At 29.0% G+C, this 20904-nt stretch carries 17 protein-coding genes and 1 riboswitch; of the genes, 4 read left to right on the top strand and 13 right to left on the bottom strand.

What is annotated here, in order from left to right:
- Positions 1-7: 7 nt before the first annotated feature.
- From L3B96_RS12620 to L3B96_RS12610, 3 genes are all read right to left on the bottom strand, one after another.
- Positions 8-2071 carry a chemotaxis protein CheA gene (locus L3B96_RS12620; protein ID WP_238861254.1) on the bottom strand — a complete coding sequence of 688 codons (2064 nt, stop codon included), beginning with the start codon at positions 2069-2071 and terminating at the stop codon, positions 8-10.
- Positions 2072-2095: 24 nt separating this feature from the next.
- Positions 2096-2449 carry a response regulator gene (locus tag L3B96_RS12615; protein ID WP_012060177.1) on the bottom strand — a complete coding sequence of 118 codons (354 nt, stop codon included), beginning with the start codon at positions 2447-2449 and terminating at the stop codon, positions 2096-2098.
- 573 nt (positions 2450-3022) lie between these two features.
- Complete coding sequence (locus L3B96_RS12610; protein ID WP_238861252.1) at positions 3023-3808, bottom strand: Cof-type HAD-IIB family hydrolase; 786 nt, start codon at positions 3806-3808, stop codon at positions 3023-3025.
- 188 nt (positions 3809-3996) lie between these two features.
- On the opposite strand from L3B96_RS12610, the gene L3B96_RS12605 reads away from it, so the two are divergent.
- Complete coding sequence (locus tag L3B96_RS12605; RefSeq protein ID WP_238861250.1) at positions 3997-6261, top strand: glycoside hydrolase family 3 C-terminal domain-containing protein; 2265 nt, start codon at positions 3997-3999, stop codon at positions 6259-6261.
- 151 nt (positions 6262-6412) lie between these two features.
- On the opposite strand, the gene L3B96_RS12600 is transcribed toward L3B96_RS12605, so the two are convergent.
- Both L3B96_RS12600 and L3B96_RS12595 read right to left on the bottom strand, forming a co-directional pair.
- A complete protein-coding gene (locus tag L3B96_RS12600) occupies positions 6413-7177 on the bottom strand; it encodes an N-acetylmuramoyl-L-alanine amidase (RefSeq protein WP_035768630.1) in 765 nt (254 codons plus the stop codon).
- A 104-nt stretch (positions 7178-7281) separates the two neighbouring features.
- On the bottom strand, positions 7282-8235 hold the full coding sequence (locus L3B96_RS12595) for a DMT family transporter (protein ID WP_238861248.1): 954 nt from the start codon (positions 8233-8235) through the stop codon (positions 7282-7284).
- Between the two features lie 315 nt (positions 8236-8550).
- On the opposite strand from L3B96_RS12595, the gene L3B96_RS12590 reads away from it, so the two are divergent.
- From L3B96_RS12590 to L3B96_RS12580, 3 genes are read left to right on the top strand one after another with little or no spacing between them, the layout of a single operon-like run.
- Positions 8551-9438 (top strand): acyl-CoA dehydratase activase-related protein, encoded by an 888-nt coding sequence (locus L3B96_RS12590; protein ID WP_026015642.1) that lies wholly within the window; start codon positions 8551-8553, stop codon positions 9436-9438.
- Positions 9439-9442: 4 nt separating this feature from the next.
- Positions 9443-10534: a 2-hydroxyglutaryl-CoA dehydratase gene (locus L3B96_RS12585; RefSeq protein ID WP_065418697.1), complete on the top strand. Its 1092-nt coding sequence runs from the start codon at positions 9443-9445 to the stop codon at positions 10532-10534.
- Positions 10522-11496, top strand: a complete 975-nt coding sequence (locus L3B96_RS12580) for an acyl-CoA dehydratase activase (RefSeq protein ID WP_012060184.1) — start codon at positions 10522-10524, stop codon at positions 11494-11496. The genes L3B96_RS12585 and L3B96_RS12580 overlap by 13 nt, the downstream gene beginning before the upstream one ends.
- Before the next feature lie 94 nt (positions 11497-11590).
- Here L3B96_RS12580 and L3B96_RS12575 read toward each other — a convergent pair whose 3' ends face one another.
- The 8 genes from L3B96_RS12575 to L3B96_RS12540 all read right to left on the bottom strand — a co-directional run bounded on the left by L3B96_RS12575 (position 11591) and on the right by L3B96_RS12540 (position 20571).
- Entirely contained in the window at positions 11591-12946 is a 1356-nt protein-coding gene (locus L3B96_RS12575) for an amino acid permease (protein ID WP_012060185.1), read from the bottom strand.
- Positions 12947-13056: 110 nt separating this feature from the next.
- On the bottom strand, positions 13057-14517 hold the full coding sequence (locus tag L3B96_RS12570) for a glycosyltransferase family 39 protein (protein ID WP_077854615.1): 1461 nt from the start codon (positions 14515-14517) through the stop codon (positions 13057-13059).
- A gap of 265 nt (positions 14518-14782) precedes the next feature.
- The gene (locus tag L3B96_RS12565; protein ID WP_238861246.1) at positions 14783-14974 is read right to left on the bottom strand and encodes an anti sigma factor C-terminal domain-containing protein; all 192 of its coding nucleotides are present in this window, start codon (positions 14972-14974) and stop codon (positions 14783-14785) included.
- A 94-nt stretch (positions 14975-15068) separates the two neighbouring features.
- Positions 15069-15935: a radical SAM protein gene (locus L3B96_RS12560; protein ID WP_077854616.1), complete on the bottom strand. Its 867-nt coding sequence runs from the start codon at positions 15933-15935 to the stop codon at positions 15069-15071.
- Between the two features lie 247 nt (positions 15936-16182).
- On the bottom strand, positions 16183-17169 hold the full coding sequence (locus L3B96_RS12555; RefSeq protein ID WP_238861243.1) for a 3-oxoacyl-[acyl-carrier-protein] synthase III C-terminal domain-containing protein: 987 nt from the start codon (positions 17167-17169) through the stop codon (positions 16183-16185).
- Between the two features lie 53 nt (positions 17170-17222).
- On the bottom strand, positions 17223-17555 hold the full coding sequence (locus L3B96_RS12550) for a hypothetical protein (protein WP_012060190.1): 333 nt from the start codon (positions 17553-17555) through the stop codon (positions 17223-17225).
- Positions 17556-17695: 140 nt separating this feature from the next.
- Positions 17696-17783: riboswitch (cyclic di-GMP riboswitch) on the bottom strand.
- Positions 17784-17894: 111 nt separating this feature from the next.
- Complete coding sequence (locus L3B96_RS12545; RefSeq protein ID WP_012060191.1) at positions 17895-18860, bottom strand: aromatic acid exporter family protein; 966 nt, start codon at positions 18858-18860, stop codon at positions 17895-17897.
- Positions 18861-19032: 172 nt separating this feature from the next.
- Complete coding sequence (locus L3B96_RS12540) at positions 19033-20571, bottom strand: diguanylate cyclase (protein ID WP_238861241.1); 1539 nt, start codon at positions 20569-20571, stop codon at positions 19033-19035.
- Positions 20572-20904 lie beyond the last annotated feature (333 nt).

Genomic DNA, 20904 nt, shown 5'->3' with positions numbered 1-20904 from the left:
CGCAATTTTATAAGTTAACAATTTCAGATATATCTAATATTAAGCTTATAGTTGCATCTCCCAATAATGAACAACCACTTATTGCTTTCACCTTTTTTATATATTCTGGAAGTGCCTTAATAACAACTTGTTGCTCTCCAATAAGTTCATCTGCGAAAATACATTTTGCTTTACCTTGATCTTCAACCATAATTACAATACCATCTTCTATATTTACTACATTAGTTTTTATATTATAGAACTCATGAAGCTTTAATATAGAATAACATTCTCCTCTTATTAATATCATTTCATTATTATCTATATCTCTTATAATATCTTCCTTTTTTATAATGAATGATTGCCTTATTGAAGTAACAGGAATAGTAAAAACTGATTTTCCTACCTTTATTGTCATGCCATCAATAATCGCAAGAGTTAATGGAATTTTTATAGAAGTTGTTGTTTCTTCACCAGGTATACTATCGACTGTCACAATCCCCCTGATTTTTTCAATCTCCTTTGTAACCACATCCATTCCAACCCCACGTCCTGAAAATTCTGTAACATTTTCCTTGGTTGAGAAACCAGGTAGAAAAATCATTGAATATATCTCTCTATCTGTCAAATCGTTTTCCTTTACTTTTAGTAGTCCATTATCTTTTGCCTTTTTTAATATCTTATCTTTATTAAGGCCTTTACCATTATCTTTTATAATAATCCAAACTTCTCCACCAGTGTTTTTAGCCTCAATAGTTATTTTTCCAATTGAAGGTTTCCCATTTGCTAACCTCTCTTCTTTGGTTTCTATTCCATGGTCCATTGAATTTCTTACTATATGCATTAATGGATCACCTATATGCTCAATTATATTTTTATCTACTTCTGTCTCTTGTCCTATTATTTCAAGTTCTACTTCCTTATTCAATTTCTTACACATATCTCTAACTATTCTATTCATTTTAGTTAATGTCGGGGCAAGTGATACCATTCTTATTGACATAACAACATCTTGAAGATCAGAAAGCCTTTTTCTATGCTGCCTCGCTGCCTTATTAAAACTATCCAATTGCAATTCAGATATTTCTGGATTTTTAGTTACCATCGCTTCTGAAATAACTAATTCTCCTACTAAATCCATTAACTTATCTAATTTATTTACATCTACGCTAATTAAACTTTGTTTATACGATAAGCTTTTAGAAGCTACTTTCTCATTGTCATTTGTATCATTAACTATATTATTAATTGACTTTATAATATCTTCTTGTGGTTTTTCGTTCTTCTTACTAAATTGCTCACTGAATTCAATTTCACTATAAAATTTGTTTATATCAACATTATTCAAAAAAGCATTTTCCATCAAAAGTGTTCTAATATCCTCAATACTTTGATTTGTCTTGAAAAATATTTTAAATCCCTGCTTCTTTATAATTTCACACGTATCATTATTTTCAATAATATCTTCAGGATAATAATATGAAACTTCAGAAATCTCTTTAAGCTGATGCACAACAGTAAAGCATCTTATATTCTCCATATCACATTCTTCATCAAAAAACAAAGTAGAACTAAATAAATTAAGGTTCGAATTTACCCTATCAGTGCTTAAGTAATATTTTTGTTCTACATCTTCCTCACTTACTAATTCATCTGACCCGCCATTTCCCGAATCTTCTGAATTTTCATCGTATGTTTTAAGGAGTTTTAAAAACCCCTTAACTTTCTCTATAAATAAAGTAAAATCTCCATCTGTGTCTTTATTATTATTTATTTTTTCTGTTTCTATTTTTATTAAATCGCTTCCTTCTAAAACTAAATCTGTAAGTTTTGAATAATCTATTTTCCCTGGCTTTGATTCTCTAATAAAATAGAATAAATCTTCTATAGTGTGAGAAAGATTAGAAATGTTATCAAATATCATCATCCCAGAAGAACCTTTAATTGTGTGCATTATTCTAAATATTTCATTTATAGCTTCTGTTTCTAGTCTCTTATTCTTTTCACTATCAATAATGAGTTGCTGAAGTTGTTCTATCATATCAAATGTTTCGAATATAAACATTTCTAGCATCGGTTCTCTAGTATCCATGCTTGTCCTCCTTAGTAAACACTCTTAAAACTTGCTTAATGCTTTAACAAGATAATCTTCTTTAAATGGTTTTACTACGAAACCTTTAGCACCTTGAATTACAGCTTCCCTAATTTTGGTTTCTTGCCCCATAGCACTTAACATAATTACCTTAGCCTTTGAATCAAATTTCATTATTTCAGTTAATGCCTCAATGCCATCCATATCAGGCATCGTAATATCCATTGTCACAAGTTCAGGGTTTAGCATTTTATACATTTCAACAGCTTTACGACCATTTTCTGCTTCCCCAACAACTTCATAACCATTTTTTTCAAGCATTGTTTTTAAAGATAGCCTCATAAATGCAGCATCATCAACTACAAGTATTCTTTTCATAAATAATACCCTCCCGTTTTATCATAACTTTATTAAGATAATTAATATTTCAATCTATATTACTACATAATTCTTCCAATCTATTTAAATAATAACCTTTTATAAATTATATTAAAAATAATTGCAAGCATATTTTATCTGCAAACGTTTATAGGTGAAATACTTGCATAAATTGGTTGTATTATGTAAACAACTATCTGATTATAATTTAAATGATTTATCTTTAAAAGTCAATGCTTGTATTATTCTGTCTGTTTGTTCTAAAAATTAAGTATATTTGTATATTCTTACTATACCTATGTTTCATATTTACAATAATTTTTTAGCACAATATTACTTTTTATCAAATCAAACATAAAGTGTGAAATAAGCCAGTATAAATAATAAAACAACTATCCAATTTCTCTCTAATTGGATAGTTGTTTATATTGGGCTTATAACTCTCAACTAATTTTACTTATATTTTAATTCTAAATAAATTTATATACAGTGAAAAATATATAATTTATATTAGTACTGTTAAAATTACTAGTGACATGATTTTAATATCATACTCAGTTAGTAATTATAAGGTTATATTAATTTAAACTGTTTTAATCCTTTATAAATACCATCATTCTCAATATTATCTGTTTTATATTTTACAACATCAAGAATCTCAGGACTACTGTTTCCCATTGCAACTCCATATTTAACATATTTCAACATATCTATATCATTTAAACTATCACCAAATGCATATGTATTTTCAATATCAATTTCTAAACGCTTTATAATCTCCTCTATTCCCTTTACCTTAGAAAATCCTTTTGGTACTAATTCAATAAATTCTGAACTATGGCATATGCAGTCAAAATCCTTTTCTATTATTGAATATGCTTCTTTAAAATTACTATTCTCATATGTTCTGCATGTAATTTTATTGAAACTATGTTCATTTCCTGTTATTGGCTTTATTTTTTCCCTATATTTATTTTTAAACATCATTATTGAAGATCTTTTATCATCTATAAATTCCTCTTCATCCATATATAAATAATCTTGCCCTTCTAGAATGCAAAATACTTTATTATTTTTTAAAACACTTATTGCATTATCAGCTATTTGCTTTTCCAAATCTATGTTATAAACTACGTTTCCATCATATTCTACATAACAACCACAAGATGCGAGTATCCCATCAAACCCAATATCAATTAGATCTTGTGAAATCATTGCTCTTGCCCTTCCAGTTGATATAAAAGCAAGATGACCATTCTCCCTTAGCTGCCTAATACCTTCTATTGTACTCTTTGGCACACCAACTTCACGATTATATAGTGTCCCATCTATATCAAAAAAAACTGCCTTCTTTTCCATTCTTACCTCCTTAAAAAACAATTACATCCACAACTATATCATACATTAATAACAAAAGAAGTAAAAGGTAATATATATTATTTACTTTAAATATATAATAATGAGAGCTAAATTTTCCTTAAAATATGTTGCAATTTAATTTCAAATGTATAAATTAATACTATTAAGAAAGATAAGGTGGTATCTGAGTGGATATAAAGAAATTAATCAATGAAATGACCTTAGAAGAGAAAGCATCTCTCTGTTCTGGAAAAAAACTTTGGGCAACTAAAGAAATTGAAAGATTCGGAATTCCTTCAATAACTTTTGCGAATGGTCCCTATGGATTATCAAAAATAAACTGCAATTCTTATGACCCTGTTCCAGCTACGTGTTTTCCTACGCCTACTGCCTTGGCCGCAACTTGGGATGTTAATCTTGCTTATTCTGTCGGAAAAGCTATTGGTGAAGAATGCTTAGCTGAAAATGTTAATATTCTCTTTGGTCCTGCTGTAAATATTCAACGTTCTCCATTAAGCGGAAGAAATTTTCAATATTTTTCAGAAGATCCAGTTCTAAGTGGTGAAATGGGTGCAGCTTTTATAAATGGAATCCAAAGTGAGGGTATTGGAGCATGTGTTAAATATTACATTGGAAATAACCAGGAATCACATAGACAAAATATTAATAACATAATTGATGAACAGACTTTAAATGAAATTTATTTATCAAACTTTGAGCGGGTAATAAAAAATTCTAATCCCTTCGCTGTAATGGTTGCTTACAATAAAATAAATGGAATACCTTGTACCGAAAATGACTATTTGTTAATCGATATTTTAAGAAATAGATGGAATTTTGACGGATTAGTTTTATCAGACTTATATGCAGTAAATTCAATAATAAATTCATTACAGTCTGGATTAGACTTAGAATTTCCAAACTCACCTAATAATACAAAACAAATTATAGAAGCTGTACTTAGTGGTACTTTAGATTCATCAATCCTTGATAATGCTATTGAAGATATATTAAATACTATATCTAAAGTTATTAAACCTGTAAAAGAATGTGAATGCAATATTTATGACAAAGAAAAACATAATGATTTAGCAAGAGAAGTTGCTGAAGATAGCATTGTCCTTTTGAAAAATAAACGTAATCTTTTACCTTTAAAAAAAGATAGGTTAAAAAATAGGAAATTAGCGATAATTGGAGAATATGCAAAAGAAACAAGATGTCAAGGTGATGGTAATTCTAACGTCATACCTATAATGTTTGAAAATGCCTATGATGAAATAGTAAAACTCGTCGGAAGTTCCGTCAAAATATATTATGAAAAAGGTTATAATACTTCTAAAAATTCAGAAGATGATGATAACACACTTCTTGCAGATGCAAGAAAAACTGCACGTACCGCGGATATAGTTATATTATTTGTAGGAACTCCACAATACTATGATAAAGAATATGCTGACAATGTAAACCTAGATCTCCCCACTGATCAAGTGAAATTAATTAAGGAAATAGGTAAAGTCCAGAAAAATTTAATTGTAGTACTTAGCAATGGATCTCCAGTTACTATATCATCTTGGGCCAAATATGCTGATTCTATTTTAGAAACCTGGCTTCCAGGACAAGCAAGTGGAGGTGCTCTTGCAGAAATCCTATTTGGCATCGCTAATCCATCCGGTAAATTACCAACTACTTTCCCTATACAATTGTCAGACACTCCAACATATTTAGATTATATAGATTCAGAAAATAATTTACAGTATAAAGAAGGGGTTTTTGTAGGCTATAGATATTATGATAAAAAAAATATGAATGTTGAATTTCCTTTTGGATTCGGATTGTCCTATACTACTTTTAAATATAGCAGCTTAACTCTTGATAAAGATATATTAACTGATAATGATACATTAGAAATTAAACTTAAAGTAAAAAATACTGGAAAATATTTTGGTAAAGAAATTGTACAGTTATATATAAAGAATACTGATAGTAACATTTTAAGACCTGAAAAAGAATTAAAAGCCTTTACAAAAGTATCTCTTTTTCCAGATGAAGAAAAAGAGGTGAGTTTTTTGATTGATACAAAAGATTTTTCTCACTATGATATAAACACAAATAGCTGGGTAATTGAAAGCGGTCCTTATGAAATTTTAATTGGTAAATCTTCTAGAGATCTTCCTTTATCTAAAAACATTTATGTTCAGTCACCATATCTACCTAAGACTAATTATACTAGAGATACACTCGCACAAGATTTTCTCATTAATCCAAAAACTAAGGCAATTGTAGAACCTTTATTAAGCAGCGCTGCTCAATCCATAACTTCTGATACAAATGCGCAAGAAAAGCTTATAAATTACTTTAAAAATATTCCTATAGGAAGATTTACTACCTTAAGTAATGGAACATTCACCGAAAAAATGCTAAATGATCTTTTATATTCTGCGAATGAAGCTTAATTATAGAATATCTTCATTTATAATTCAAAATAAAATTACAACAATATATCTAAAAACTATATATTAGTGTATTCACATTAAAAAGAACATGTTTCATATAAGTATTTATCAACTTAATACCAAAACATGTTCTTCATTTTCATTATTATATTTATATAACAGTTTTTATAGATTCAGCAATGTTTTCTGCTAATTTTTGCTGACTCACTGGATCCGAACACCTTTTCGCCTCTTCCTCGTTAGTTATAAATCCTGCTTCCACAATTACTGATGGCATATTTGTGCTTTTTATGAATAGTCTGCTATCCTTTGCACCTCTATCATTAAAATTAAACTTCTTAACAATATTGTTATCAATAACTGTTGCTACGTTCTTACTTATCGTTAACTTGTTAGGAGATACCCCACCTTTAAAATTTTGACTTTGCTGTGCCGAACTATAATAAACTTCTACCCCTTTTGCGTCTGGAGCATCCTTTACAGCATTATGGTGTATACTTACAAATAAACTTGCATTTGCTGTATTGGCAATTGTAATTCTATCTTTAAGACTCTGATTGGTCCCTATCGTTTGTACTTCCTTAGGATATCTAGTCATTACAACATTATATCCTCTTTTCTCTAATTCCGTTTTTAACTTAGATGCAACCTGCATATTTAAATCTACTTCTTTATACGTTATGCCTTTAATTGTAGATGCAGCTCCTAGATCACCACCGTAGTTATGACCTGGATCAACCACTATTGTCTTTTTCTTTTTATCAAGGTTAGCTATAGCGGTCATTGCCTGGCTGCTTAAAGTGCTTTGTGTTAATGTTGATGCTTGTACACGTATTGCTGGAGCCAAACTTGACACTATTGCAAAACCAAGTACGAAAGTAACTAATTTCACCTTAAAATTATCCAACTTTCTCATCCCCCTCTATAGTAAATATTACCAGAATATTTTACATAATTAAAGAAGAATTTGAAAATTTTAACTTTAATCCATTAGAAAGAAGACTAATACATTCATATAGCTTATTGTTCAAAAGAACCAACAGTTGGTGTAAACTCTTCTGAATTAAGCTTTTTTTGATAATAATTTGTTCCCCATACACCCACTAGAATCATCACTGATCCTATTACATGGTATAATTGGAAGTTTTCATGTAATACGAGCACACCAGCTGCGATAGATACTATAGTTGATATATTGGCAAATACAGCTGATCTAGAAGCTTCCATTTTAGAAAGCGTATAATTAGCCAGAAAATATGCTACAACTGAAGATAATATTCCAAGATATAATATAGATACCATAAAGTTTATACTTCTTAATGGTATAAAATATTCTGATAAATTTGCATTTATCACGTGATTAGTAATTGAAACAATATTAAAAAATATAGCTCCAATAAGCATCATAAAGTATGTTACTTCAATCGCTGTAAATTGTCGTGATATTTTTCTTGCTATTATATTAAATAATGCAGCTGAAAATACAGCTCCTCCTAGAAGGATAATTCCTAATAGAGTACTCCCTCCTGAATCATTAGAATTTTCCATAAGAATTATCAGTATTACTCCAGATACCGAAAGTATTATACTTACGATTTGCTTAGGAGATGGTTTTTCTTTTAATAGATACACAGCTAAAACTGTCACAACTATTGGTATAAGAGCAATCATAAGTCCGCCTAAAGACGAAGATGTTTTCTTAATTCCATAGGTTTCAAATATAAAGTAAACTATAGGCTCTATAACAGCCAAAATAATAAGCCATTTCATAGGCTTATTTTTATAATTTACCTTTATTACTTTTAAAAATATCAAAATTGTCATTATTAGCAAAGCTGCTAAGAATCTAAACGAAAGTAATTCTATTGGCGTAGCTACACTTAATGCTTGCTTCGAAAATAAGAAGCTTAATCCAAAAATAAAATTAGTTATTATAGCAGTAAAGTATGGAATTATATGTGATTTATTTTTCATATTTATGTCATTTCCTTCCTTGTACATAGATCTTAAAATATGAACTTAAGAGGTCAAGAACTCAAAAGTTATTATAGATCCCTTAAATATATAAATTTCCAAGTAAGTATACTATAAAAAAATACCATCTACAACAATTTATATAGATATATCTAAAAGTACTTTCTTGTTTTTAATATTAGATAAAATGGTATTTTAATAATTTAATGTAAAACTTTAAAGTAAAATATAAATTAATCCAATTTTTATGAATAATTCTAGTAATTTTGAAAAAAATATAATAATGAGCATGAATTTTATAGGAGTGAAATGTATATGAAGGTTGGAATTCCCAATGGATTATTAAATTACAAATATTCTGCTTTCCTTGAGAAGTTCTTTTCTGAACTTGGTGCAGATATTGTTAGATCACCAGATACAAACAAAACAATATTAGATGAAGGTGTAAAGAATTGTGTAAATGAAGCATGTTTGCCTATTAAAATTTTTCACGGTCATGTAAATGCAATAAAAGATAAATGTGATTTAATGGTTATCCCTAGAATTATGCAATTAAGTGAACATGAATTTATCTGTCCAAAATTTTGCGGCTTACCTGAAATGATCATAAATAGCATTCCCAATATGCCAAAAGTTACTATGGTTCCTATTTATGCAACGTCAAAAGAAAAATTATATAAATGGATAGTTTCAACTGGAAGCCTAATAACAACAAACAAAAAAAGAATTCGGGATGCTTATGATAAAGCTTTAATAGCACAAGATGAATATGAAATAGGAATTAAAAGCGATGGATATAAATTAAATATAGCTCTAATTGGCCATCCTTACAATATTTATGATAAATTTGTGAATATGAACTTAGTGAAAAAATTAAATAAATTAGGTGTTGGTATCATAACGGAAGAATTTATAGACGAAGCCTCTATTGCTGACAAAACAACTGAATTATTTAAAAGACCTTTCTGGACATTTGCAAAAAATGCTTATGGGGCATCTACATACTTAGCAGAAAATAAAAAAATTAACGGTATAGTATACATATCTTCGTTTGCTTGTGGTATTGATTCTGTTGTTATAGATCTTATAAAACAAAAAGTGAAAGATTTTCCTTTCTTAGTATTAAAAGTCGATGAACATACTGGAGAATCTGGATTTGACACAAGAATAGAAGCCTTTGTCGACATGTTAGAAAGGAAGTAATGTTATGAAAATTATGACGCCTCATTTAGGAAATACATATCTGGTTACTAAAGCAGTGTTTGATACTCTTGGTATAGACTATATAATTCCGGAATTCAACAGTAAAAAATCATTAGAAATAGGATCTATGTATTCTCCAGATGATATGTGCCTCCCATTTAAACTTATGATGGGAAATTACATACAGGGAATCGAACAAGGCGCAGATACAATAATAATTACTGGAAGCTGCGGACCTTGCAGATATGGAGAATATTGCGAACTCCAAATAAACACTCTAAAAAAATTAGGACATAATTTAAATTTTATTGTATTAGATAAACCGTCAGAAATAGGCCCAAAAGAATTTCTAAATAGGATATCTTCCATCTCATCTAGCAGCAATAAAAATATGCCGCAAAAGCTAAATGCATTACGCATAGGATTTAAAGTTTTAAATCTAATAGATAAAATAGAGGCAAAAGCACATTACTTAGCAGGGTATGAAAAAAATAAAAATGAATGTAAAAAACTCTTAAGCAATTGTAAAATTGATGCCGAAAATAGTAATAGTCCTAATGATATGATAAAAATACTAAACAAATATGATAAAAGACTAGATTCCCTAGAGATATGTAGTGATAGGAATCCAATAAAAGTAGCAATAATAGGAGAAATCTATACAATAATAGAGCCATTTTCGAACCTTTTTATTGAGGATAAACTTATGGAATATGGAGTTTCAACCCAAAGAAAACTTACGCCAAGCTGGTGGGCTAAAAACTCTATTATGTCAGTTGTTGGAATGAATTCTTTAGACATACGAAAAGCTTCTAAAGAATATCTTCCATTATATATTGGAGGACACGCACGAGAATGCATTGGAGAAGCAGTAATGGCGGCACATGATGGCTTTGATGGTGCCATACAAATATTCCCTATGGGATGTATGCCAGAAATTGTTTGCAAAGCTGTGCTTCCTTCCATATCTAAAGATAAGAATTTCCCTATTTTAACTCTTGTAGTTGACGAAATGACGGGTGAAACAGGATATATTACAAGAATAGAAGCATTCCTAGATCTATTGGAAAGGAGAAAGCAAAAATGTATTATTTAGGTGTTGATGTTGGCTCAGTAAGTACTGACATTGTTCTTTTAGATAATAATCTGAATGTCGTAGATAAACTATATTTAAGAACAAAAGGAAAGCCAATAAATGCGATCCAACAGGGGTTTAAAATCTTGAAAGAGAAATACGATGATGAACAAATTAAAGCTGTTGGTACTACAGGTAGTGGAAGACAAATCGCATCCTCTATCCTTGGAGCAGATGCAGTAAAAAATGAGATAACAGCTCACGCATGTGCTGCACTCGCTATAGATAACGATGTTAAGACAATTTTAGAAATAGGGGGACAGGATTCAAAAATAATAATATTAAAAGATGGAGTTGCTATAGACTTTGCGATGAACAATGTCTGTGCAGCTGGAACTGGATCATTCCTTGATAGGCAAGCTGAAAGATTAGGAATTCCAATAGAAGAGTTCGGAGATTATGCTTTAAAATCAACAACTCCACTAAGAATAGCTGGAAGATGTGCAGTTTTTGCCGAGTCTGATATGATACACAAACAACAGCTTGGTTATAATGAGCCTGATATTATAAACGGGTTATGCGAAGCCCTTGTTAGAAATTATCTCAATGATATTGGGAAAGGAAAAGAAATATGCCCTAAAATATTCTTTCAAGGTGGTGTAGCAGCTAACAAGGGTATGAAGGCATCTTTTGAAAAAGCTTTAGGATGTGAAGTATACATTCCTGAACATTATAATGTTATGGGCGCCATAGGTGCCGCAATTATTGCTAAAGAAACTGTTGACAAGACCGGCGCTACTAACTTTAGAGGCTTTGATATTGCTGATTCTAGTTTTATATCCACTAGCTTTGAATGTGAAGGCTGCTCTAATCGGTGCGAAGTTGTACGAATAGAAGATGATAGTATAATAATAGGATGCTTTGGAGATCGCTGTGGAAAATGGACCAATACCATTAATGAAAATATTACTAAAGGTGCTTAATAATAAAACCATAATTGTTTCTTACATAATTAAGGATAAAAAATACAGACTAAGCGATTGATTTTAATTACTTAGTCTGTATTGCAATATAATATTAATCTCTTTTATATTTTTTTCTTATATAAAAATAAACTGGAAGACCTATTAAAGTTATTCCTATTCCATATATTGCACTTAATGAATCTGTTATAAAAGTACTTATTAATATGTACAGCCCACCAACTATTCCGATCAATGGAACAATTGGATATAAAGGAACTTTGTATGAAGTTTTTAATTCTTTATGTTTACGTCTCAATATAAAAATCCCACATACGCACATAACAAAAAATATCCACATTACAAACACAGCCAAGTTTGTAAGTTTGTCAAAAGATCCACTTAATACATATAAACTTGCTAGTAATACTTCAAAAGCAAATGTATTTATAGGAGTCTCAAATTTTTCATTGATTTTCCCAAAAAATTTAGGAAAAGGGAAAAGATTATCCTGAGCCATAGCAAAAGGTATTCTAACCCCTGTCATTAGATATCCATTTAGCGCTCCAAAAATAGAAATCATTATGCCTACTGCGATTAAGGCAGCTCCCATATTTCCAAACAATATTACCGCTGCATCTGAAGCTGGCTTGGAAGAAAGTATTACATCGTTAACTGGCATTATATTTATTATTGCTACATTAATTAATATATACACTATTATTATTGCTATTAATCCCATTATTATTGACTTTGGGAGATCTTTTTCTGGATTTTTAAGCTCCCCAGCCATATTTCCTACGCTAATCCATCCGTCGTAAGCCCATAGAGTCCCCAGTATTGCAGCTCCGAATCCTGCTGCTCCTGATGTATTTGAAGCAAATACAGTTGTCGAGAAATCATGAGCTGTACCATTTATTAATCCAAATATAACAATAAAAATTATTGGAACAAGCTTACCAATTGTAGAAATTACTTGAACCTTCCCACCAAGTCTTGATGATAGAACATTTAAAGCCATTACAAAAAATAGAATGCATATAGCGAATATTTTCTGCATCATTGGTGTTAGATCTGGAATAAAATACGTTGCTTGAGTAACAAAAACTATTGATAATGCAGCTGCCACCCCTGGCACATAGATTAAAGTCTGCATCCAACCAAATAAAAATGCCCATTTTTCACTATATAATTCCTTAATATAAACAAAAACTCCACCTGTCTTAGGAATTGCTACTGCAATTTCAGCAACGGTTAAAGCTGAAGCTATAGTTATACATCCACCAATCAGCCAAGCCATTATTCCCAGAGTTGGGGTACCTGCATTTTTAAATACTGATGACGCCTTAAAGAAAATTCCTGACCCTATAACTACACCTATAACTATAGTAATAGCTTCAATAAGTCCTATTTCTTTTTTTAAACCTTTAGGAATAACAGTTTCCTTATTCTTTTGCGTTGATTCATTCATGCTAGTCATCTCCTGACTCAATTTTAAATTTTATATATATAATATTAAATAAAACACTTTTTCTATTGTATAATTCGTAATGAATTTCGTCAACAAAAACCATAATTATATTATTTTGCAAAAATATAGGCCTCATCATTTTCAAGTATAACTTTTAAATTATCTTTTTCATTTCCAAGTGAGTCGAAATCTTCTTTTTTAATAAACAATAATGTTTTATCTTCATTATCTTTCAAAAATCCTTCTATACCACCTTCTAGCGGAGTCAAATCTGCATAAAGCTCACTATCCAGCCAATAGCTTTGCTCAAAATGATTTACATATATTTTTTCTCCATAATATTCTGGCAAGTTTCCGATTTCCTTAATAAGCTCTTGACTCAAGTCCTCTTTTGGATTTAAAATTCTAGTTACTATAACTTCTTCACTTTTATATATCGATAATATAATCATAGCAACCAATACTATTTGTGTAGCAAAATTTCTATTACGCTCTTTTAATATAAAACCTGATGCATATCCTATCCATATTGCTGCGGCAGGATATATCGGTAAAACATACCATGAAATTTTCGTTTTTGAAATAGTATATAATATAAACGGAATAATCATCGACAGCCATATTATCAAATTACAATTTATTAGTTTCCTATCCGTAATATATCTATGGGCTATAGTTAAATATGCCATGCTAACACCTACAAATACAAGATTCCAGTAAAAATATGACCATTGCAAATGTTCAATGTAGTAACACTTTCCGCCAATATGCCCTTCTAAAGGTCTTGATGTTCTTGCTAGCAAATCAAATTCTATCATAGTCTTAAAAAAATCTATTCCATCATTGGAATATCTTAAGATTGCCCATATAAGAATCGGAAAAGATGCACTTAATACTAATGCCAGAATTTGCTTTAATGTTAATTTAAATAAATTTTTACTAAATATTAAATATAATATTCCTATAAAAAAGATATTACCTGCATGGAAACTTTTAGTTAAAAAAGCTGCTGAAAATGATAATCCAAATACATATAGCCATTTAGTACTCCTTTCAATTAAAATTAAAGACATTACTGATATTGTAAAAAATAAAACGTATATGGCATCTGCATCTCCGGTTCTTGCACAATGCTCTGTAATAAATGGTATTGTTGTTGTTAAAACAATTGTCGCAATCAGAGATGTCAATCTCCCATATATATTGAAACTAAAAATTGCTACGAGTACTATAGTTATTATTGCTGCAAATGCAGAAAATACTCTTAGTCCTAAAGCATTAAATCCTGCAATTTTATATCCCATAGCTATTGCCCAAAAGCTTATTGGTGGTTTCAAATTCCAATAATCATTTTTATAAGCATATGTATTTACTATATAATTGCTATTTTTTATCATCTCATAAGCGCTAACACCATGTCGTGCCTCATCCCAGCTATATATAGGAATGACACCTAAATTGTAAAATATATTAAAGGATGCAATTAACAATATAACTATTAATATAATGTAGTAACATTTTTCAACAAGCCCTATAATATTATCAATTAACTTTGTTCTAAACATGCTCATACTTTGCTCTCCCTGTAATATACTTAATATTTTAATTTCATAAAATCATTTACTATATTAACCTTAGCTTGAAAAATATATACATTCTTAAAAATGTGAATCAGCCTTTTCCATAACTTGCACCCACAAGGAACACAATGTCCACAGATTTCATTACAATATGAATTCATATAGAATAAAAAAGTAACTTTCAGTCTAGAACCAAAAGTTACTTTTATAATCAACTATTACACTATTACTACTAAAATTAAATTTTTCCCTTTAATTAATATTTATCAACCACAGTACCTAAGACAGCATGTTTTATAATAGGATTGTTCTCGATTGCCTTTAGTTCTTTTGGACTTCCAACCACTACAGCTCCAATTATTCTAATATCATTCTCATCTATATTTTTTATATACTGAGTATGCCCTATATCCTTTAACTGTTTAATCGCTGCCTTAAAGTTCTGCATTCTACCATCTGTATCACTCCTAAACTCTCCTGCTCCATCAATAGATTTTATCCCAATAACATCGAATGCTGGATTATTAACTTCAATTGTTTGCTTACAATCTTCTATATTCCTCTTGTTTTATTTGATTAGTTTTTAAATAGTAGTTAATTTGATTAAGCAATTTTTCTTTATCTTCTGGTAAACTTCCTCTTAGAGAAACATAATTTGATGCGTGATTGCATCTAAATGTAACTGATTCATTGACATTAATATGTTGTATTAATATCCCTATCTCATTTAATATTTCTCTATCACTTAGAAGTTTAAATTCTTTCCTTAATATTTTATTATACAAATCCGTTTCTTCTTCAACCATAAGAGTTAATACGCCTAAATAATTTGGAGCCATATCGCTTATTAATTTGCCTGTTTTGATTGCATGAATATCGCTCTTTTCAATGCCACCAACTCCAGCTATAACTGTTACTGATAGTAAGATATCAGCATTTTTAACTATTCTAGCAGCATCAATTATCTCGTTACTACTCACTCCTTTATTTATATCGTTTAAAACCTCATCGCTTCCACTTTCAACGCCCATATATATCATATATAAACCTAAATCTTTAAGTTCTTTCAACTCTTGATGAGTTTTACCTAATATTGATTTTGGTGACCCATAAAGCGTTACTCTCCTGCATTCAGAAAATGTATTTCTTATAAGCGTTAATATTTCTTTTAATTTTTCCGTTGGAATGATTAAAGCATCACCATCTGCCAAAAATATTTTTTCTACATAAGAATACATTTCTCTAAAGTAATTTACGTCTGCTTTAATATCTTCCAAAGATTTTATTGTAAATTTTTTAGATTTATACATATTACAAAAATTACATTTATTATGAGAACACCCTAAAGTTACTTGTATTATAAGACTATTACTTTCACTTGGAGGCCTATATAGTGGATAATCGTACATTATCAAACCATCTCCCCTGTTATTCTTTAATTAATATAGTATTTTTTAAGTTCTAACACTATCTACATATATATTTCTACTTCATTAAATTCTTTATAAGTATTTATTCTTAAATTAGTGATATTCTAATATATATTTATCCGAAGTATATTTACTTGCATTTCATATGATAGCATCAAACTCATAAATATAACCTTCTATAGATTTTACTACAGAAGGTTATATTTATGAAGTGCGTTTTCTAATATTAATATTTATATAACATAACTATACTCTGAGAACCAGATCCAATAGTCCAGAAAATTACATAGTCCCCTCTTTTAACTTTACCTTCCTTTATCGATTCATACAATGCTATGAAAGGGCTAGTAGTTCCAGTATATCCATATTTATTTCCTATATAGATACTCTTATCTTCTCCTATATCTAAAAGTTGTCTTATATTTTTTATATTTATAAACGCAAACTGAGAAAAGCAAAACATCTTAATATCTTCATTTTCTAAGCCATTTTTCTTCAGCATCTTTTTAGCAATCTCTGCTGCGGGATAAACACATGCCCCACCATCAAATGGCAACCATTTCAAATAAAGTTCGCTTACATCTTTTGATTTGAAAAAATTAGAGAATCCTTCACTTGGATACATAATGTTATGACTTTCCTCTGTGTTTATATAATATTCTGCATCAACTATCCCACACTCTTCTTCAACTTTTTCTAAAATTATTGCACATGCAGCATGTCCATAATTTCCATAGCAAAGCTCATTATTTGGGTCAGCTAATGAATCAACATCATCACAACCAATAATTAATGCTCTTTTAGCTCGCTTCGACGATTCTAAATAATTTGACATATTCTCTAATGCAACAGTCATGCCAGCACAATTAGCATTCATATCAAAACACATTACATTTCTTCCTGCATTTAATTCCTTATGTATTAAAATAGATGTTGCTGGTGCTACATATTCCGATAATATAGATGAATAAACTAGTACATCTATATCACTACCTGTCAAGTTAGCCTTATCTAATACTGATTTTGCTACTTTTACTGCTAGAGATAAAGTTGTCTCCTGTTCATTAAACATAAATCGTTTATCTCTACCGATTATATCTACTAATAAATGTTCTACATCTTTATCTTGTTTTTCAAAATGTTTTAAATAAATATCATTTGAAACAACTTCTGATGCATGACAAACATCAATACAACTTAGTCTTATTCCCATAATAATCTCCTAGCTAATGTAATTCAATTTAATATTATAAATTATGTATCATTTTAAATTATTTCAATTACCAATCCAGTGTTCCTACTTATTCTTGATAATTGCATCTTTAAAGTAATATTGCTACCAACATTTGCTATAACCTTTACAAACTTGCAAGCCTTGTACATTTGAAAACATCCTTCTAACATTGGTAACATCTCTTGTCTTGAAACGTTTAACTCTCTTGCGTCAAAATTCAATACATATTCTGAAGTTTGTATAGGAGATAGTTCTTTTCTAAAATCTTCAACAAAACTATTAGCATCGTTTGGTTCAAACATTCCCCATATCCTTATATTAATCTCCTTTTTTGCTTTGTCCAAAGACAGTTGATACTTTTTCATTTACTACACCTAACCTTTCTTTATTTAAATTGTTACCATATACACATATTTCAATGATTTTGTATCAAAATAAAAAGGTACCTATTAATTATTAATAGGCACCAAAAATAAACAAATGACTAATGTTTATATAACTACATTTTGGCAACCTGGCAATCATTGAAAATGAATTTCTTTAGACCCATAGCTTTGCGGCCCTACCTTTCGGCAAGTGTGCTATTATCAATGCATATGATATGCATAATTTTACACTTATTTTTGATAAATTTCAATATTTATACCAATATTTTTACCATTAATGGCATTAAAACTAATTTTAGTAAGTTATATTTATAATTTCTACTTATTTTGAAAAGATTCCTTGAATTCTTTCTTAATAACTAGGAAATCTTCTAAATCATTCAAAAACTGAAATAATAACGCTCTATTTTCAAATTCGTTTCGATTTTTAGGCAAATCCATTTTTTCATAATCTTTCCTAAGCAAATTTAGTTTATCTATAAGCTCTACACAATCATTATCTTCCTTAAGATTCATTGCAACTTCATTTGTAAATTCTGATAATATTCTAGTTTGATCATAAGTCATATAAAATCTCGAGAAATGCCTCTTCATTCTTTTCATTGTATCTAGCTGTATTATTCTCATCTCTATATAACTCAAATAATAATCATTTTTTTTAAATAAATGGTTATTATTTATTATCTGCGCCATAAATTTAGACTTATTAATTAATTCCTCAACGCTCACTGATATTTGCTTTTCATAAATTGGTACAGCTTGAGTAACAAGGCTTACTGCCATATCTGATAATATAGCTCTATAATAATCTTCTATTCTTTCTTTGTTTTTTTCAAATTGTTCTTCCAATGATGCGGTATATAAATTAAACATCATTGCTACTCCAATTCCTATTACAGTTAATTGTGCTTCGTTTATAATCCATGAAATATTTATATTTGTGCTTGTAAGTAAATGTGTTGATAATACAGATCCAACTACCATTCCTTCCTCTATTTTTAAAATTATTGTTGTTTGTATAAATATAATTAAAAATAATCCGAATATGATTGGGTTATTTCCAAGTAATAAATATAGCATAAACGACAAAAGAATGGCTAATGCAGAAGCAATTATTCTTCTCCCTGCAACTAATAAAGATTCTTTTTTTGTATCTTGAATACTTAGGATTGCAATAATTCCTGAAGTCACTCCAAATTGTAAACCAACATAATTTGATATAATAATTGCTATTGTAGCTGATAATGCCATTTTAAGAGTTTTAGATTGTAAATATTTTATCATTTTTACTTTCTCCTACCATGCTTAAATTCTTATTCATTATATAATCTTCACTTTTGCATGTAGCTTGCCTTTCATATGTATCTTAACTAAATAACGCTTTTTGCACACGTGTTCCAGATTTATAATGAAATATATACCTCCCTCATTGAGATTATAAGAGGCATATATTTCATTACCTAGAAACTTTTTTTAATTTTTTATTTTCATACATTTTATAATCAGCTTTCTTTAACAGCTCTTCTAAATTATCTGCTTCATTCAGCTTATAACTAGTTAATCCAAAACTTATTTCTAGTTTATATGTTTTACCTTCTGAATCTTCTATTATTTTTAATCTTTTTTGTATTTTATCAATAATTTCGTTTACTTGTCCACTATCTATTTTAGGAAAAATAACAATAAATTCATCTCCACCATGTCTAAATACAGAATTATTTTCTCCTATGTTTTCTTTAATACAATTGGCAACTGTTTTTATGTACCAATCACCTTCATCATGCCCAAATTTATCGTTTACTAACTTTAGACCATCAATGTCAATAAAACATATAGAAAAATCTCCACCCTCAATTTTCGCTTTCATATAATTATCTTCAAGGATACTCAATCCGTATCTTCTATTAAAAATCCCAGTAAGTTCATCAATGTTGGCTAGTTTTTTTAAATTTTCTTTTTCTTTCTTCTGATTTGTTACATCAGCAATTGCCAATAATATGGTACTTTTCTTACCAAAATATAATTTAATAGATGATATAAGCATTGCTATATTTTTTTCTGCTTCAGTTGTAATAACCATCTCCTGATTTTCAAGTCTTTCATTAAGTTTTATTTTTTTAATCAACTCATCATTATTTTCAACTTTGGAAAATGTAATATTTCTTATATTTAATTTTTTATCCTTTCCAAATAACTTGCTTTTAAAATCCTTCCCCTGCTTATTTATAAGGATTACATCTTCTGTATCATAATCTACCAAAAACATCGCCCCAGGCGCTACTTCAAATAGTTTATAAAAATTCTTTCGGCTTTCATTAATATCTCTAAAAGCCTTAATTATGCTCTTTTCTGCCGGAGCAAATATGAATAAAATTTCGAATAATATTAGTATCAATGTTATAGCTAATAAAATAATTTCAATATTCTTTATCATTAAAATTTTTTCTTTGGCATCTAAGTCATACTGAAAAACTATATCATCCATTCCTTTAAGAAACACCTTTTCATTATCCTGGATTATTTGCATTTTACTTGAAAATTCACTTTTGTTATAATTACTGCCCTTTACCATATCTATAATCTCATGAGAACTATTAATCATTGCCTCGTGTGGTTTCTTTATAGCTAAAAACATATCTTCAATTTTTTTATTGCTTATTTTCGAAATCCCCTCTTCAATATTCCCTCTTTGCAAATCAGTATTAGATTTTTCCCATATTTCTAAAGCTGAAGCTAATTCATCTATATATAAATCTTCCGTTTCCTTATTTTCTGATAAATAAATAGCATATACATCTTTTGAAATCTTTTGACTAAGCATTCTTTGCCTTCCTGCAATATTTATTATTCTAGAATAGCTCATTTCATTATTTATATTATATTGCACTATTATTTGGCTTAGTAATAATGCAAAAATAATTATGCACAATGCTAATATATATCTTTTTCTTATCGTTTTTATAACTCTAGTATATCTAACTGAATTCTTCTCCATTGTTTTCTCCTAAGCTACTAATACTAAATAGTTTATTTTTAAACAAATCATCCTACTTATTAACTATATATAATTTACCGATTACTTTTTACTATATATTGTCTACCTTATCTCATTTCCAACTTCAATATTTTATTTAAATATGCTCCATTTTAACAAGAAAATTATAACATACTCTTTCATTAAAATATCGAATTTTTAAACTTAATACAAATAAATGTATTAATATATATAATTATTAACATTAAATACAACATCACATTATTTTTCGTCCTATAAGTACTCAAATTATTTTTAAGTGAACTTATCATGTAATATTTTCAAATAGAAATT

It is taken from the genome of Clostridium sp. YIM B02569 (assembly GCF_022320765.1).
Classification (GTDB): Bacteria; Bacillota; Clostridia; order Clostridiales; family Clostridiaceae; genus Clostridium; species Clostridium beijerinckii.
This window is presented reverse-complemented; position numbering and strand designations above follow the sequence as displayed.